Raw genomic sequence first — 15,732 nt, 5'->3', positions numbered from 1 at the left:
CTGTTCAGATAAGTCGCGGAACTTGTGAAGACGCTAGAAACGGATGATGGCCGCGTCGAGCTTCGCGCTGTGACCGGGCCGGATTATGGCCGCATCTGGGATCACGAACTTGTCGCCGCCGTCATGAAAATCGCCGGCAACGGCGTCGGCGATACCGTGTGGAAGGTCCCCGGTGTGCTGGACTGGGCGACCATGACGCATAACCCCTTCGTCGACGTGACCAGGGATACAACCACGCTTTACGCCAGCGACCGCGACGTCTTCCTCTTCCTGGTCGACGATACCCACCCGATCGAAGCGGGGCGCCTGCCGAACGGCGAACCAGACCTGTATTTCCGGGGCTTCTATTGCTGGAACAGCGAAGTCGGATCGAAGACCCTTGGCATCGCCTCTTTCTACCTTCGGGCCGTGTGCATGAACCGCAACCTTTGGGGTGTGGAAGGATTCGAGGAAATTAGCATCCGCCACAGCAAGTTCGCGGCCCAGCGCTTCGCCCATGAGGCGGCCCCCGCCTTGCGCAGCTTCGCCAATTCGTCGCCCGCGCCTTTCGTCGCCGGCATCCGCGCCGCCCGCGAGCGGATCGTCGCCCGCAGCGATGAGGACCGCGAAACCTTCCTGCGCAAGCGCGGGTTCAGCAAGGCCGAGACCGGCAAGATTATCGAGACCGTCTTGCACGAGGAAGGCCGCCCGCCGGAAAGCGTTTTTGATTTTGTGCAGGGCATGACCGCCCATGCCCGCACCAAGGCGCATCAGGATACTCGGCTTGACCTGGAAGGGAAGGCGAAGGCCTTGCTGGAAAAAGCCGCTTGAATCAGCGAAGGCCGCGCCGCCGTCCTTGGCGGCGGGGTCTTCCTGGCCGCTTGTGCGGAATTCGAAGGGATGAATATCTCCATTTTTCGCCGATCCGTTCCTCCGGATCGGCGGAGCAGCCGCACCGCGACGGCTTGGCCGCCGCTCGCCGGGCTAACGCCCGGCTCGCGAGATCACCGATGCAGAGCCATCACAATGCCGCCGCTTCCGCGTCGCAACTCATCACTCCGCTGAGCAGCTCCGAGATGGGTTCCACGATGAGCCCGCTCGGAAGCGTTGTGTCCGCCAGTCTGATGCGGACTGGTTCACGATTTCGCATCGCAAGGTGGGCCGCCGCCATGAACTCGTCCAACCTGCAGGTCTTTTCCAGACGATCGATGAGCATCACCGCTACGAACTGATCTTCGGTGCAGGAGGCGGGAGCAGTTCTGGCGCGCTCGCGAATTTCGATCGCAGCCTGCGCGGCCGCAGGTTTCAGGAGCGCGGGTTGAAGATTCGACAGACAGCCCATGGCGGCGGCGAATTCAAGCTCATGGCGCTTGGACTTCCAAGACAGCCACAGATCGGCGGGGTTGACGGCCGACAGCATCGCAATCCGCGTCAGGCCGAGTAGGTAAGTTGCTTCGCCATCTTTTTTCTTGGCGGCCTTCAGTGCCGCTTTGGTCAGAAATTCCTCGCGATCTTTATATTCGGGGCCGTACTCCAGCTCCTCTTCCATAAAATGGGGCGCCTTTTGCATCAGCTGTGACTGACGGTGGGCAGCGGCTAGCCAAAGAATGTCATTCTGAAGCCACTTCAGCTTATTTGCCCAAGCCGCGGGATCCTTCCGCTTATCCATGTCGGGATCAGACCGAAAGGCATCCTTGATTTTCTTCGGTTTGTTCAGACCTACGACGTGGGGCGGAAGCGTTTTCACAAGATTGTCAAATGAGCCCCAGGAGTTCGGAGCGAGATTGCGCTTTTCAAGTTCAGCTCGTGCCTGTGCGATCAGGTACCCGCTCTCTTCGAACATCAGCTGAGCTCTCAGGAGCTGGATCGCATGGGCGACGGTGAGCCTGTCGGTATTGTCACTATTTCCCGGATTTTCGAGTTTTCTTTTCTGGAGCGGAACAGGTCGCGTGACGATTTGAATCCGGGGATCGCTCTTCAGGTGCTCCGGCACCACGGGTAACAATGGGATCTGGTAATGCTCCATGTTGACGTTGCGAACGAAGTTCACGCCAAGTGAGTCCGCGCCGAGCAAGCGCGCCACTTGCACATGATCATGTCCCAGTACGACACGGCAGTCGTTATTCGGGAACACGACGATGACGACTGGCGCTAACCAGATGGGTGCCACAACTGCGGTGCCCCGACCAGCAGCGAGAGGCTGAGGGTGGAGCTGATGGACCGCCTGTAAGATGGTAGGCCAATCGAATTCGTGGTCGAGATCACAGATGGAGAGGATCTTGGAGACCTGAAATGTGTGTTGTTCCACCTCCAATTTTTCAGATTCAAGATGTTCTAGCAATGTGCGCGTGTCAAAAAGACGTTCATTGTTGTAATTGTATGTAAAATTCTGATGGCCGGATCGATAAATATCATTTCCTTGTTTGGGGGGTCTGCCCATAATATATGCCTCCGAATGCAGATCTGATCGATAATTACATTAAATATTGTAAGATTCAACTCAAGTAAGCAACTATTATTGTACCTTCTCGTCACTGAATCGCTGATTGGTTACGCGGTTTGCGACGCGTGTAGCGAATGTCAAAATGACGAAATGCCAAAATAGCCGGAATCGAATCCGCCTCTCTCCGCGCTTGTGGCATTTCGTCAATTTTAACAAAGCCGCCGAACAACAAAGCGCCGCCGGATGTCCGACGGCGCAGTCTGTGAATTCACGAAACGCTGTTCAGCCGGCGATCAAATCCGGATGAACTTCGATCAGCAGCTTCGGGCGGCCAACAGAACTGCTCCGCGGGACGTCACGGACGAATCCGCGCTGGCGCAACTCCTCCAGAGCCCGCGCGATGGCGGCGGGAATTCGGACCGGAGAGCCGGCACCGCGCTCGAGGTCATCGCGAACGCCGACGACCGGCTTGCCTAGCCGCCGCAAATGCCGCGCGAGGCGGGTGGCGTCGCTCGCCACGGGTGCTCCCGCATATCCGATCGCGCGCTCCGCCATGGTGACGAAATAGCGATCGACCAGCTCGATCCCGCGCCGGACGTCGGCGGCGCCGAGCGTCGCGATAGCGCCTTCGTTGCCCGCAAGCGCGTGCTCGGCCTGGGCGAGAACGGTCGCCAGCCGCAAAGCCTGCTGCCGCGCGCGGCCGTAGACATCCTGCATCAGGCCTTCCGCCTTCCGCATCTCGTCGATCCAGCGCGCCGAGGCCGCCTCGATCACCGGCCGGGCCTCTTCCAGTAGGGCGATGCGTCGCGCATACCCTCCCTCGTCCTGCGCCGGCTCGATCTTGATGAGCCGCAACGCAGCGTCCTCGAATGCCTGCATATCCCCCGCCCCGAGTGCCATCGTCGCCTTCGGGGTCGTGTCCGGAACGACCCACAGGAAGCGCGGAACCAGCCCGTCCCGTGCCATGCCGACCAGGAGCTTGACGCGGTCGGGCTGCGTCGCGCCGAGGATGTTCAAATGCAGGGCAGGAATGACGATGCGCCCGCCCGTCGCAGTGCGCTTGCGATAGGGCTCGCCGTCGAAGCCCTGGAGCAGAAGGGCGCGCGACTTGTTGGCGTCCCGGCTGCCGGAGAGCGCCAAGGCGCTCGTCAATTCATGGTGGAGGATGCCGCGTCCGTCTTCGCTGCCCTCCAGCTCGGCCAGCAGTCCCGCAACCGTCACCTCGGTCAGGAGCAGACCGGGAGGAGGGCCGATATCCTCTTCCGGCTCACCGGCGGCATGGACACGGCCTTCGATCTTGAGCCGCTTCGTGACGGTCTCGCGCAGAACCGACGCAAGCGCCGACAGCGAATACTCTTCCGGTTTCTTGGCGGCGTCATAAGCTTCGATCATCGCCGCCTCGATCCGGCTGAGCTGCTTGTTCGCGATCGCGAGCGCCTTGGATTTTCCGGTCGACGGCGGGCCGACGAGGCAGATGAACAGGGCCGGCGGCTCGGCCTCGCCATCGTATCCGACGAGTCGCGCACGATTGCCGATGGCGATCGCAAAGCTCCCGAGCACAGCTCCCGCCACGAAATCGATCTGAAGATCGCGCTGTTCGGCGAGATTCGAGATCAGCCGCCTCACATGCGCCGGCAAGACATCGAGCGGGAAGGGCGGGGCCGGGGCCGTGCTCGGCTGGATGAGGTCGAGATCGATCGGCTTCCAGCTGTCGATATCCTGAGCCTGCGTCACGGCGATCCGGCTGCCGTCCGGAGCGGCTTCAGTGCCGCTGGCCGAACTGGACGCCGGAGCGACATCACCGTCGGGCAGCGCCGGCGACGCTTCCGCCTCCGGCATCGGGTTGTTGGATTCCGTCATCGGCGGCCGGTGGTAAAAATCATTCATGGCTGTGCTCCCAGGTTGAGGAGCGATCCAAGTGAACTATTTTCGCCGCTGAAAATGGGATACGATCTGGCGATAATCGATTTTTTTATCGCCACAGGCCAAATCCAGACCGCAAGAGCAGCGGAGGCGCGCGGACACCCGGCGCTTAGTTCTCGGCCGTTCTGCGGCGCGCTTCAGCCGCGCGACGCATGTAGTCCCGCAGGTCTCCCTTGTTCCCCTGAGGCTGCTTGTCGGTGTGCGTCTCCGGAGCGGTCTTGTCGGCCCGTACCTTCCTGGTATCAGATCGTGCATGGGATGCGACGCTGGCAGCAGAGCCCGAGGGCGCTTGCGGCAGCACCATCGCCATCCCCAGTCGCTCCTGCCTTGCCCGCCACACCGTTGACGACAGGTGCCCACGCGAGAACGGAAGCCCATTTTCCCGGGTCGCGCCGGCATTCGCGAGGACACGGATCATCTGATCCCAACTCAGGCCGCGTTGCTGCACGAGGTCGAACCAATCCAGATGAGTGCCGACCACCCGCGCAAGCTTGATCTGTCCGCCTGGGCTTCTCAGCGCCGTTGCGATCCTGCGCGCGCCTTCCTTGATCGCTTCATCGTCCACAGCAGCCTCCGGCACCGTCTGTCCCTGCCGAAATCACATAGGATGACCGCCGGCTTCTGCAACCTTCTGCAAAGCGCTTCGCAGCGAAACGCAGGGGGATGAAGAACTCACACCTGTGCACCTGCCGATAGCGCCTCAAATAGGTATCGGCTCCAGCTCCGCCCCACGTCTCCAATGGCATATTGGCGCTGTCTACTGATCCGCCCCCGCCGGCTGGTCCAATGCGATTGTTAGTGAACGGTTGGCCTGGGCGCCAGCGCGGACGGCGTGGCCGGAACTTATATTTCGGCTCAGGCTCTTTTTCCAGCGAGTCAGTCTCGACGGTCTCTAGATCGTGTTCGAGACTGATCGTGCTTACTGGGCGCCAAGGGACCTCGGGTTTCTGGCGCCCCCCGCGATCTGTAAGGAAGCTGGCGTTGGCAGGACCATAGGGTGCGGCCGGCGCAAGCGCAGCTCTACTGTCCGCGGCAAAGCCATCGGTGATCATCGAGAAGGGAGCTACGTTGACCACTATCGCCCACGGCCATGCACGGTTGGCGTTGTCCGAAGCATTTTTCGAAAGACGTCCGGGGTTGCCCCTTCCACTGCCCGAAACACGCGGATGAGGTGGGGCAGGTCGCAGAAGCCGGTGTCGGCCGCGACCTGCGTCGCCGAGCGCTCCGTCGTCTTCAGCAAGTGCTTCGCCTGCTCGATGCGGATCAGCCGATCGGCCTCGAGCGGCGTCATGGCCAGGGCTTCGCGGAAATGCCGTTCGAGCTTGCGCCGGCCCACCCCGAGCAGCGTCGCCAGGCGCCCGATCGCAAGCGGAGCGTCGATCGACTGCTGCATCAGGAGCAGCGCCTTTCGCACCAGCGGATCGCCGGCAACCAGCGCCAGCGGCATGCCCGGCTGCGGCTCCTCCGCCGCCATCGCCTCGTCGATGATCATGATATGCAGGCTCTTGGCCGCCCGGGCGCGCCCGAGATGGCGCTCGACGATGAAGGCCGCGAGATGAGCCGAGGAGACGCCGCCCGAGCAGGTCAGCCGGTCGCGATCGACGACGAAGATCTGATCCGAGACCGGCTTCAGCCCGTCGAACCGCTCGAGGAAATCCGCGTGATGGAACCAGCTGACGCAGGCGCGATAGCCCTGCATCAAGCCGGCCCGGTGCAGGATGAAGGTGCCGGTGCAGACCCCGACGAGCGGAACGCCCGCCGCCGCGGCGCGCTTGAGGAAGCCGACCGTGTCCGGGTGCAGGTTCTCGATCTCGTCGACGAGGCCGCCGACGATCACCAGATAGTCGAACCGCGCCGGGTCGCCGAGGCGCTCCTCTGGCTGGACCGCGACGCCGCAGCTCGAGGCGATCGCCTCCATCGTCGGCGACAGCACGCGCCAGGCGCAGAGGATGGGCCGCGAGCGATCGCCTTCGTCCGCGGAGAGGCGCAGCACGTCGACGAAGTTCGCGAAGGCGCAAAGCGTGAACCGTCGCGCCAGGATGAAACCGACCTTGAGCTTGGCCATGCAGCCTCCTGTCGCGAATGTACAGCATATCTGACGGGCCGGTACAGCTCGCCATCCCCGAATTCCGGCATCCTTCGGCAAAGGATTCCGGGAGTCCCGCATGACGCATTTCTCTTTCGCGCAGGTCATCAGGGGCGCGCTGACCGGCCAGAAGAACTGGACGCCGCAATGGCCGGACGCGCAGCCCAGGGCCAGCTATGACGTGGTCATCGTCGGCGCCGGCGGGCACGGCCTCGGCGCCGCCTACTACCTGGCGAAGGAGCACGGGATCAGCAATGTCGCGGTGATCGACAAGGGCTGGCTCGGCGGCGGCAACACCGGCCGTAACACCACGATCATCCGCTCGAACTATCTCTATGACGAGAGCGCGCGCCTCTATGATCACGCGCTCGACCTCTGGGAGAACCTCTCCCAGGAGCTGAACTACAACGTCATGTACTCCAAGCGCGGCGTGATGATGCTGGCGCACAATGTCCACGACGTGCAGTCCTTCCAGCGCCATGTCCACTCGAACCGCCTGAACGGCGTCGACAACGAGTGGCTAACGGCGCAGGAGGCGCAGCGCTTCTGCCCACCGCTCGATATCTCCCCCTCGGCTCGCTACCCGGTCGTCGGTGCGGCCTTGCAGCGCCGCGCCGGCACCGCCCGGCACGATGCCGTCGCCTGGGGCTATGCCCGCGGCGCGGCGGCACGCGGCGTCGACATCATCCAGAACTGCCCGGTCACGGCGATCCGCCGCGGGCCGGACGGGCGCGTGACCGGGGTCGAGACGCCGAAGGGCTTCATCGCCGCGAAGAAGGTCGCGGTCTCCGCTGCCGGCAATACCTCGGTGGTGATGGAGACCGCCGGCGTGCGCCTGCCGCTCGAATCCTATCCGCTGCAGGCGCTCGTCTCCGAGCCGGTGAAGCCGATCTTCCCCTGTGTCGTCATGTCGAACTCGGTGCACGCCTATATCAGTCAGTCCGACAAGGGCGAGCTCGTCATCGGCTCCGGTACCGACCAATATGTGAGCTATTCCCAGCGCGGCGGCCTGCCGCTGATCGAGCATACGCTGGCGTCGATCTGCGAGATCTTCCCGATCTTCCGGCGTATGCGGATGCTGCGCAAATGGGGCGGCATCGTCGATGTGACGCCCGACCGCTCGCCGATCATCGGCAAGACCCCGGTGCCCGGTCTCTACGTCAATTGCGGCTGGGGGACAGGAGGCTTCAAGGCGACGCCGGGCTCGGCCCATATCTTCGCGCACACGATCGCACGCGACGAACCGCACGCGATCAATGCCCCCTTCACCCTCGAACGCTTCACCACCGGACGGCTGATCGACGAGGCGGCCGCGGCCGCCGTCGCGCACTGAGGACCCGCCATGCTGCTGATCCGCTGCCCTTATTGCGAGCAGGACCTGCCCGAGCTCGAATTCGCCTATGCCGGCGAAGCCCATATCGCCCGGCCGCAGGACCCGTCGCAGCTCACTGACGAAGAGTGGCGCGACTTCCTCTTCATCCGCTCGAACCCGCGCGGCGTCCATTTCGAGCGCTGGCGCCACGTCAACGGCTGCGCCCGCTTCTTCAACGCGGCGCGCGAGACCGTCTCCGACCGCTTCCTTCTCACCTACAAGGCGGGCGAGCCCCGCCCCGACCTCGCCAGCCTCACGGGAGGGACCGAATGACCCGCTACCGTCTCCCGAACCGGGGCCGCGTCGATCACAAGAAGCCCGTCCGCTTCAGCTTCGACGACAAGAGCTATCAGGGGCTCGCAGGCGACACCCTCGCCTCGGCACTGCTCGCCAACGGCGTCCACCTGATGGGCCGCTCCTTCAAATATCACCGCCCGCGCGGCGTGGTCTGCGCCAGCTCCGACGAGCCGAACGCGCTGATGGGCACAAGCCGCGGCCCCGGCCGCTTCGAGCCGAACACCCGCGCGACGATCCAGGAACTGCGCGACGGCCTGGAAGCGACCAGCCAGAACCGCTGGCCGAGCCTCGCCTTCGACCTCGGCGCGATCAACGACCGCCTGGGCTCGCTGTTCTCCGCCGGCTTCTACTACAAGACCTTCATGTGGCCGCGCTCCTTCTGGGACCGCGTCTATGAACCGGTCATCAGGAATGCCGCCGGCCTCGGCGTTTCCCCAACCGAGCCCGACGCCGACCGCTACGCCAGCCGCTTCGCCCATGTCGATGTGCTGGTGATCGGTGCCGGCCCGGCCGGCCTTGCCGCGGCGCTCGCCGCCGGCCGTTCCGGCGCCTCCGTCTTGATCGTCGACGAGACCGCCGAGCCCGGCGGCAGCCTCCTCTCCGAGCCGTCGGTGACGATCGACGGCAAGCCGGCCTGGGACTGGCTGGCCGCGGCCCTCGCCGAACTGGCCGCGCTCCCGAACGTCGCCGTCATGACCCGGACGACGGCGATCGGCTACTACCACCAGAACCTGATCGGCCTGGCGCAGCGCCTGACCGACCACCTCGCGACGCCGCCCGCCGACGCACCGCGCGAGCGGATGTGGAAGGTCCGGGCCAACCAGGTCGTGCTCGCCCAAGGCGCGCTTGAGAAGCCCCTCGTCTTCGACGGCAACGACCGCCCCGGCGTGATGCTGGCCGGCGCCGCCCAGACCTACCTTCACCGCTACGGCGTCAAGGTCGGCGATCGCCCCGCCGTCGCCACCGCCCATGACTCGGCCTGGTTCGCGGCCTTCGACCTCGCGGAGGCCGGTGCCAAGCCCGCCGTCATCGTCGACATCCGCGCGAGCGTCGACCCTGCCCTTACCGACCGCGCCCGCATGCTCGGCATCGAAACCCTGCTCGGCCACAGCGTCACCGGCACCTCGGGCCGCCTGCGTGTGAAGTCGCTGCGCGTCAACCGCCTCGATAACGGCAGAGCGGGCGCCGCCCGCGAGATCGCCTGCGACGCCGTCCTGATGTGCGGCGGCTGGACTCCCAGCCTGCATCTCTTCAGCCATACCAAGGGCAGCCTGGCCTGGGACGACAAGCTCAAGGCGTTCCTGCCGGGCAAGAAGACCGAAGCCGTCCACATTGCGGGCGCTGGCCGCGGCCTCTGGGGCATCGCCGCCGTCCTCGACGACGGCGCCGCTGCGGGTGCAGCCGCAGCCCGCGCCGCCGGCCGGGATGCGGCAGCGCAGACCTTCGCCATCACCGCCGACCGTACCGGCTCCGGCATCACGCTCACGGAGCTCCCGACCGACCGCGATCCGGCGAGCGCCAAGGCCTTCATCGATTTCCAGAATGACGTCACCGCCAAGGACATCCGCCTTGCGGTCCGCGAGGGCATGCGCTCGATCGAGCACGTCAAGCGCTACACCACCAACGGCATGGCGACCGACCAGGGCAAGATGTCGAACGTCAACGGCCTGATGATCGCCGCCAACGCGCTGGGCAAGGAGCCGCCGCAGGTTGGCCTCACCACCTTCCGCCCGCCCTACACGCCGACCACCTTCGGTACCTTCGCCGGCTACCACCAGGACGCGACCTTCGAGGTCACGCGCAAGACGCCGATCGACCCCTGGGCAGAGGCTGAAGGAGCGGTTTTCGAGCCCGTCGCCCTGTGGCGCCGCGCCTGGTACTTCCCGAAAGGTGGCGAGGACATGCACGCCGCCGTCAACCGCGAATGCCGGGCCGCCCGTACTTCCGTCGGCATCTTCGATGCCTCGACGCTCGGCAAGATCGAGGTCGTCGGGCCGGACGCCGTGACCTTCATGGAGCGGATGTACACCAATCCCTGGGCGAAGCTCGGGGTCGGGCGCTGCCGCTACGGCCTGCTGCTCGGCGAGGACGGCTTCATCCGCGACGACGGCGTCATCGGCCGGCTGGCGGAGGGGCGCTTCCACGTCACCACTACGACCGGCGGCGCGGCTCGCGTCCTCAACATGATGGAGGATTACCTCCAGACCGAATGGCCGGAGCTCAAGGTCTGGCTCACCTCTACCACCGAGCAATGGGCGGTCATCGCCCTGCAGGGCCCGAACGCCCGCAAGCTGCTCGAGCCCTTCGTCGAGGGGCTCGACATCTCCGAGGCGGCGTTCCCGCACATGTCGGTCGCGACCTGCACCGTCGCCGGCTTCCCGGCCCGGCTGTTCCGGGTGTCCTTCACCGGCGAGCTCGGCTTCGAGGTCAACGTCCCCGCCCGCCATGGCCGCGCCCTCTGGGAGAAGCTCATGGCGGCTGGCCAGCCTTACGGCATCACGCCCTACGGCACCGAGACCATGCATGTGCTGCGCGCCGAGAAGGGCTACATCATCGTCGGCCAGGACACGGATGGCACGCTGACGCCGGACGATGCCGGCCTGACCTGGGCGATCGGCAAGGCCAAGCTCGATTTCGTCGGCAAGCGCTCGCTCTCGCGCCCCGATATGGTGGCGAAGGGCCGCAAGCAGCTCGTCGGCCTGTTGACCGACGATCCGAAGATCGTGCTGCAGGAAGGCGCCCAGATCGTCGCCGATCCGAACCAGCCGAAGCCGATGACCATGCTCGGCCATGTCACCTCCTCCTATTGGAGCGAAGCGCTCGGCCGCTCGATCGCCATGGCGGTGGTCGCCGACGGCCGTGCCCGCGACGGAGAGACGCTCCATATCCCCATGCCGGACCGGACGATCACCGCCCGCGTGGTCAAGGGCACCGTCTTCTACGATCCCGAGGGCTCGCGCCTCAGCGCCTGAGAGGAAATGCCATGACCGTCATGACCGCCCCCTTCGCTCCGGTGACGATCTCTGAACTGCCGCCGAGCACCCGGTTCTCGCTTCGCACGGCCGACCCTGCCGCCGTTAGCGCGGGGCTTGGCCTCGAACTCTCGTCGAAGATCGGCGTGCGCGCCGCTGCCGACGGACGCACCGCACTGTGCCTTGGCCCCGGCGAATGGCTCATCGAGGCACCCGAGACGCAGACGCCTGCCCTTACGGCGACCTTCTCCGGTCTTGAGGCCCGCCTGCCGCTCAGCGCCGTCGAGGTCTCGGATCGCGAGATCACCCTCGCGCTCTCCGGCCCCGCCGTCCTCGACCTGCTCGCCACCGGCTGCCCGCGCGACCTTGCGAAGCTCGCGGTCGGCTCCGGCTGCCGCACGCTCTTCGACACCGTGCAGGTGGTGCTGACCCGCGAGGCCGAGGATCGCCTCCACCTGACGGTCTGGCGCTCCTTCGCGCCCCATATCCGAGCCCTTCTCGACATCGCCGCCCGCGAACTCGCCGCCGGCCTTTGAACATCAGAGGAACCGCCATGCTCGATATCGCCGCCTCCCGCCTCTCCGACGCAGCTGTCGCCGCAGCCATCGGCCGCGAGCTCGGCCGCCAGCAGAGCCAGATCGAACTGATCGCATCGGAGAACATCGTCTCCCGCGACGTGCTGATCGCGCAGGGCTCCATCCTGACCAACAAATATGCCGAGGGCTATCCCGGAAAGCGCTATTACGGCGGCTGCGAATATGTCGACGAGGTCGAAACCCTGGCGCTGGATCGCGTCAAGCAGCTCTTCGGCGCGGCCTTCGCCAATGTCCAGCCGCATTCCGGCGCCCAGGCCAACCAGGCCGTGTTCCTCGCCTTACTGCAGCCGGGAGACCGGATCATGGGCATGTCGCTCGCCCATGGCGGCCACCTGACCCATGGCTCGCCGGTCACCATGTCCGGCAAATGGTTCGACGTCGTCGACTATCAGGTCCGCGAGGCCGACCAACTGATCGATATGGAGGCCGTCCGCGCCCGCGCGCTCGAAACCCGACCGAAGCTCATTGTCGCCGGCGCTTCGGCCTATCCGCGTCAGATCGATTTCGCCGGTTTCCGGGCCATCGCCGACGAGGTCGGCGCCTTCCTGATGGTCGATATGGCCCATTATGCCGGGCTGATCGCTGCGGGCCTCTATCCCAACCCGGTGCCGCATGCGCATGTCACGACCTCGACCACGCACAAGACTCTGCGCGGCCCGCGCGGCGGCCTGATCCTGACGAATGACGAGGCGCTGGCGAAGAAGCTCAACTCCGCCGTCTTTCCGGGCAACCAGGGCGGCCCGCTGATGCATGTCATCGCCGCCAAGGCGGTGGCCTTCGGCGAGGCGCTGCAGCCGTCCTTCCGCGACTACGCCTATCGCGTCATCGCCAACGCTCGGACACTGGCCGCGACGCTGAAGGCGGGCGGGCTCGACATCGTCTCCGGCGGCACCGACTCTCACATGGTGCTGGTCGACCTCCGTCCGAAAGGTGTGAAGGGTCGCAATGCCGAGCGGGCGCTTGAGCGCGCAGGCCTCACCTGCAACAAGAACGCCATTCCCTTCGATCCGGAGAAGCCGTTCGTCACCTCCGGCGTGCGGCTCGGCACCTCCGCCGGCACCACACGCGGTTTCGGGGAGAGCGAGTTCAAGCGCATCGGCGAACTCACCCTCAAGGTCGTGGACGCGCTCGCCGCCGCCGGTCCCGAAGGCGACGCGGCCGTGGAGGCCGCGGTGCTGATCGAGGTCGGCCGGCTCTGCGCGGCCCATCCGATCTACGTCGACTGATGAGGCTCCGTTTATCGCCATAGCCTCCAGGGAGCGGCATGCACGCCGCTTCTGCCCCTCCGCGCCCTTCGAGAGCCCGATGTTCCTGAGCGTGTTCGACATCTTCAAGATCGGCGTCGGCCCTTCGAGCTCGCATACGATGGGGCCGATGCTCGCCGCAGCCCGCTTCCTCGATGCTCTGCGCGAGGGCCGCGACCGTGCGCCCGGCACCAAAGCTCCCGCCCGGATCGAGGCATCGCTGCACGGCAGCCTCGCCTTCACCGGCAAGGGCCACGCCACCGACCGCGCCGTCATCCTCGGACTTCTCGGCTTCCGTCCCGAGACGCTCGATCCTGAGGAGGCCGAGCGTCGCGAGGCCGCCCTCAGGAGCGTCGGGCAGATCGACATCCCCGGTGTCGGCCCGCTCGCCTTCGATCCCGACAAGGACGTCGTCTTCGATTACGGCCCAGCATTGCCGGGCCATGCCAACGGCATGGCCCTGCGCAGCTTCGACGCCGCCGGCAACCTCCACCTCGCCGAGACCTACTATTCGATCGGCGGCGGCTTCGTCCTGACCGAGGGCGAGCTCGGGAATACAAGCCTGAAGGGAGGTGACGCCGGGGTCACGCGCCCCTATCCCTTCGCCTCCGCAGCCGAGATGCTGAGCATGGGCGAGGCTTCCGGCCTGGGCATTGCCGCCATGAAGCGGGCAAATGAGGTGGCCGGCGGCCATGATACGCTCGATACGGATCTCGACCGCCTATGGGTGGTGATGGACGCTTGCATCGACCGCGGCCTCGCCACTGACGGCACGCTGCCCGGCGGCCTCAAGGTCCGCCGCCGCGCCCGCGCCATCCATCAGGCGCTGCTTGCCGAGCGCGGCAGCAATGCCGTCCAGCCGCATACCGTCAATGACTGGCTGTCGGTCTACGCGATGGCGGTGAACGAGGAGAATGCTGCGGGCGGCCGTGTCGTGACCGCGCCGACCAACGGCGCCGCCGGCGTCGTGCCCGCGGTGATCCGCTACTACCGCGACCATTGCGTCGGCGCCTCTCACGAAGGCATCCGCGACTTCCTGCTGACCGCCGCCGCCGTTGGCGGAATCATCAAGACCAATGCCTCGATCTCCGGCGCCGAGGTGGGCTGTCAGGGAGAAGTTGGTTCCGCCGCCGCGATGGCGGCTGCCGGCCTCTGTGCCGCGCTGGGTGGCTCTAATGCGCAAATCGAGAACGCCGCCGAGATCGCGCTCGAACATCATCTCGGCATGACCTGCGACCCGGCGCGCGGCCTCGTGCAGGTACCGTGCATCGAGCGCAACGGGCTCGGCGCCATCAAGGCCGTCGCCGCCGCCTCGCTCGCGCTGCGTGGCGACGGCATCCATGTCGTCCCCCTCGACGCCTGTATTGAGACCATGCGCCAGACCGGCCTCGATATGAGCGTGAAGTACAAAGAGACTTCGACCGGTGGTCTCGCCGTCAACTTGCCGGGGTGCTGAACATGTCGGATAGCTCCTTCATCCTCACGCTCACCAGTGCTCCCCTGCCGGGAATCATCGCCGCCGTCGGCACTACCATCGCCGAGCTCGATGGCAACATCATAGAAACGAACCAGCACTGGGACCGGGGTACAGATCGCTTTTTCCTGCGTGTCGCCTTTGTCGGGCCAGCCCGTCTGACCGGGCAGGCGGTGGAACAGGCGCTTGGTCCGGCCGTCGCGCGGTTCGGTCTCGAGTTCCGGATTGCCGACGCTTCCCACCGACCGTGCATCGTCGCTATGGTCTCGAAGTTCGACCATGCGCTTCTGCATCTGCTGTACCAGATCCGCGTTGGCTGGCTGCAGGCCGAGGTAACCGCCATCGTCTCGAACCACGAAGAGGCCCGCACGATCGCCGAGGCGGCGGGCATCCGCTTTGTCCATCTGCCGATCACGCCGGCGACCAAACCGGCGCAAGAGGCCGCCCTGCTGGCGCTCCTCGACGAGACTGGTGCCGAGGCCGTCATTCTCGCCCGTTACATGCAGGTTCTGTCCGACGACCTCTCACGCAAGCTCTCTGGCCGCGTCATCAACATCCATCACTCGTTCCTGCCTGCCTTCAAGGGAGCCAAGCCCTATCATCAGGCGTACGAGCGTGGGGTCAAACAGATCGGCGCTACCGCCCACTATGTCACCGGCGACCTCGATGAAGGTCCGATCATTGAGCAGGATGTCGCCCGGGTCAGCCACGCAGATACCGCCGAGGATCTCGTTGCGATCGGCCGCGATATCGAATCGCGCGTGCTCGCCCGCGCCGTCAAACTCCATCTCGAACGGCGGGTGATGCTCAGCGGCAGTAGGACGGTCATCTTCGGGAAATAGGCGTTCCAAATACGGCATAGGCAACGCATCCGGGCTCAGCTTGCAAGGAGAGCTGCTGGTCGGCGCGAGAGATGAAGGCCTCCCGAGTATGAGTATGCCCGGAGCGAGGCGCTGCCTAGGAGCTTCTCCTCTTGTCTCCGCCTTCGCGGCCTGAACCGCCCCGGGTTCGCCGGAGGCCGTTTGGTTTGAGTCAGGCTGCGATGGCTGTCTCGTCCAGCATCGCGTAATAGCGTTCCTCGGCTTCGGCCGGCGGGATGTTGCCAATAGGCTCCAGCAGCCGGCGATTGTTGAACCAGTCGACCCAGCTCAGTGTCGCGAACTCCACGGCTTCGAAGGATCGCCACGGGCCGCGCCGATGGATCAGCTCGGCTTTATAGAGTCCGTTGATCGTCTCGGCGAGAGCGTTATGGGATGGACGCCTCCCGCTCCGCGCCCTTCACTAAGGGCTTTTGGCGAGTGGGAGAAGAGGCATGCGGATGCTGGCAATCGACTTGGCGAAGCAGT

11 protein-coding genes and 2 pseudogenes are annotated in these 15,732 nt (G+C 65.4%); 8 read left to right on the top strand and 5 right to left on the bottom strand.

The genetic code is table 11. The features are described 5' to 3' along the window. Positions 1-15: 15 nt before the first annotated feature. Positions 16-810: pseudogene (locus ACFPOB_RS24550) on the top strand (DUF932 domain-containing protein); the annotation flags it as partial. A 190-nt stretch (positions 811-1,000) separates the two neighbouring features. Here ACFPOB_RS24550 and ACFPOB_RS24545 read toward each other — a convergent pair. The 4 genes from ACFPOB_RS24545 to ACFPOB_RS24530 all read right to left on the bottom strand — a co-directional run bounded on the left by ACFPOB_RS24545 (position 1,001) and on the right by ACFPOB_RS24530 (position 6,410). Beyond that, positions 1,001-2,419: a hypothetical protein gene (locus tag ACFPOB_RS24545; protein ID WP_377800977.1), complete on the bottom strand. Its 1,419-nt coding sequence runs from the start codon at positions 2,417-2,419 to the stop codon at positions 1,001-1,003. A 285-nt stretch (positions 2,420-2,704) separates the two neighbouring features. Beyond that, positions 2,705-4,309, bottom strand: a complete 1,605-nt coding sequence (locus ACFPOB_RS24540) for a DUF3987 domain-containing protein (protein ID WP_377800976.1) — start codon at positions 4,307-4,309, stop codon at positions 2,705-2,707. Between the two features lie 145 nt (positions 4,310-4,454). Then, entirely contained in the window at positions 4,455-4,910 is a 456-nt protein-coding gene (locus ACFPOB_RS24535; protein WP_377800975.1) for a hypothetical protein, read from the bottom strand. 510 nt (positions 4,911-5,420) lie between these two features. Beyond that, complete coding sequence (locus tag ACFPOB_RS24530) at positions 5,421-6,410, bottom strand: GlxA family transcriptional regulator (protein ID WP_377800974.1); 990 nt, start codon at positions 6,408-6,410, stop codon at positions 5,421-5,423. Positions 6,411-6,510: 100 nt separating this feature from the next. On the opposite strand from ACFPOB_RS24530, the gene ACFPOB_RS24525 reads away from it, so the two are divergent. From ACFPOB_RS24525 to purU, 7 genes are all read left to right on the top strand, one after another. Next, positions 6,511-7,764, top strand: a complete 1,254-nt coding sequence (locus ACFPOB_RS24525; protein WP_377800973.1) for a sarcosine oxidase subunit beta family protein — start codon at positions 6,511-6,513, stop codon at positions 7,762-7,764. A gap of 9 nt (positions 7,765-7,773) precedes the next feature. Then, positions 7,774-8,076 carry a sarcosine oxidase subunit delta gene (locus ACFPOB_RS24520; RefSeq protein WP_377800972.1) on the top strand — a complete coding sequence of 101 codons (303 nt, stop codon included), beginning with the start codon at positions 7,774-7,776 and terminating at the stop codon, positions 8,074-8,076. Beyond that, positions 8,073-11,072 carry a sarcosine oxidase subunit alpha gene (locus ACFPOB_RS24515; RefSeq protein ID WP_377800971.1) on the top strand — a complete coding sequence of 1,000 codons (3,000 nt, stop codon included), beginning with the start codon at positions 8,073-8,075 and terminating at the stop codon, positions 11,070-11,072. The genes ACFPOB_RS24520 and ACFPOB_RS24515 overlap by 4 nt, the downstream gene beginning before the upstream one ends. An 11-nt stretch (positions 11,073-11,083) precedes the next feature. Next, positions 11,084-11,608 (top strand): sarcosine oxidase subunit gamma, encoded by a 525-nt coding sequence (locus ACFPOB_RS24510; RefSeq protein WP_377800970.1) that lies wholly within the window; start codon positions 11,084-11,086, stop codon positions 11,606-11,608. Between the two features lie 17 nt (positions 11,609-11,625). Next, the gene (gene glyA / locus ACFPOB_RS24505) at positions 11,626-12,894 is read left to right on the top strand and encodes a serine hydroxymethyltransferase (protein ID WP_377800969.1); all 1,269 of its coding nucleotides are present in this window, start codon (positions 11,626-11,628) and stop codon (positions 12,892-12,894) included. A gap of 79 nt (positions 12,895-12,973) precedes the next feature. Further along, positions 12,974-14,368, top strand: a complete 1,395-nt coding sequence (locus ACFPOB_RS24500) for an L-serine ammonia-lyase (RefSeq protein WP_377800968.1) — start codon at positions 12,974-12,976, stop codon at positions 14,366-14,368. Positions 14,369-14,370: 2 nt separating this feature from the next. Then, the gene (gene purU, locus ACFPOB_RS24495) at positions 14,371-15,228 is read left to right on the top strand and encodes a formyltetrahydrofolate deformylase (protein ID WP_377800967.1); all 858 of its coding nucleotides are present in this window, start codon (positions 14,371-14,373) and stop codon (positions 15,226-15,228) included. A gap of 190 nt (positions 15,229-15,418) precedes the next feature. Here purU and ACFPOB_RS24490 read toward each other — a convergent pair. Further along, a pseudogene (locus ACFPOB_RS24490) lies at positions 15,419-15,640 on the bottom strand (integrase core domain-containing protein); the annotation flags it as partial. Positions 15,641-15,732 lie beyond the last annotated feature (92 nt).

It is taken from the genome of Allobosea eneae (assembly GCF_042657265.1).
GTDB classification, from domain to species: domain Bacteria; phylum Pseudomonadota; class Alphaproteobacteria; order Rhizobiales; family Beijerinckiaceae; genus Allobosea; species Allobosea eneae.
This window is presented reverse-complemented; position numbering and strand designations above follow the sequence as displayed.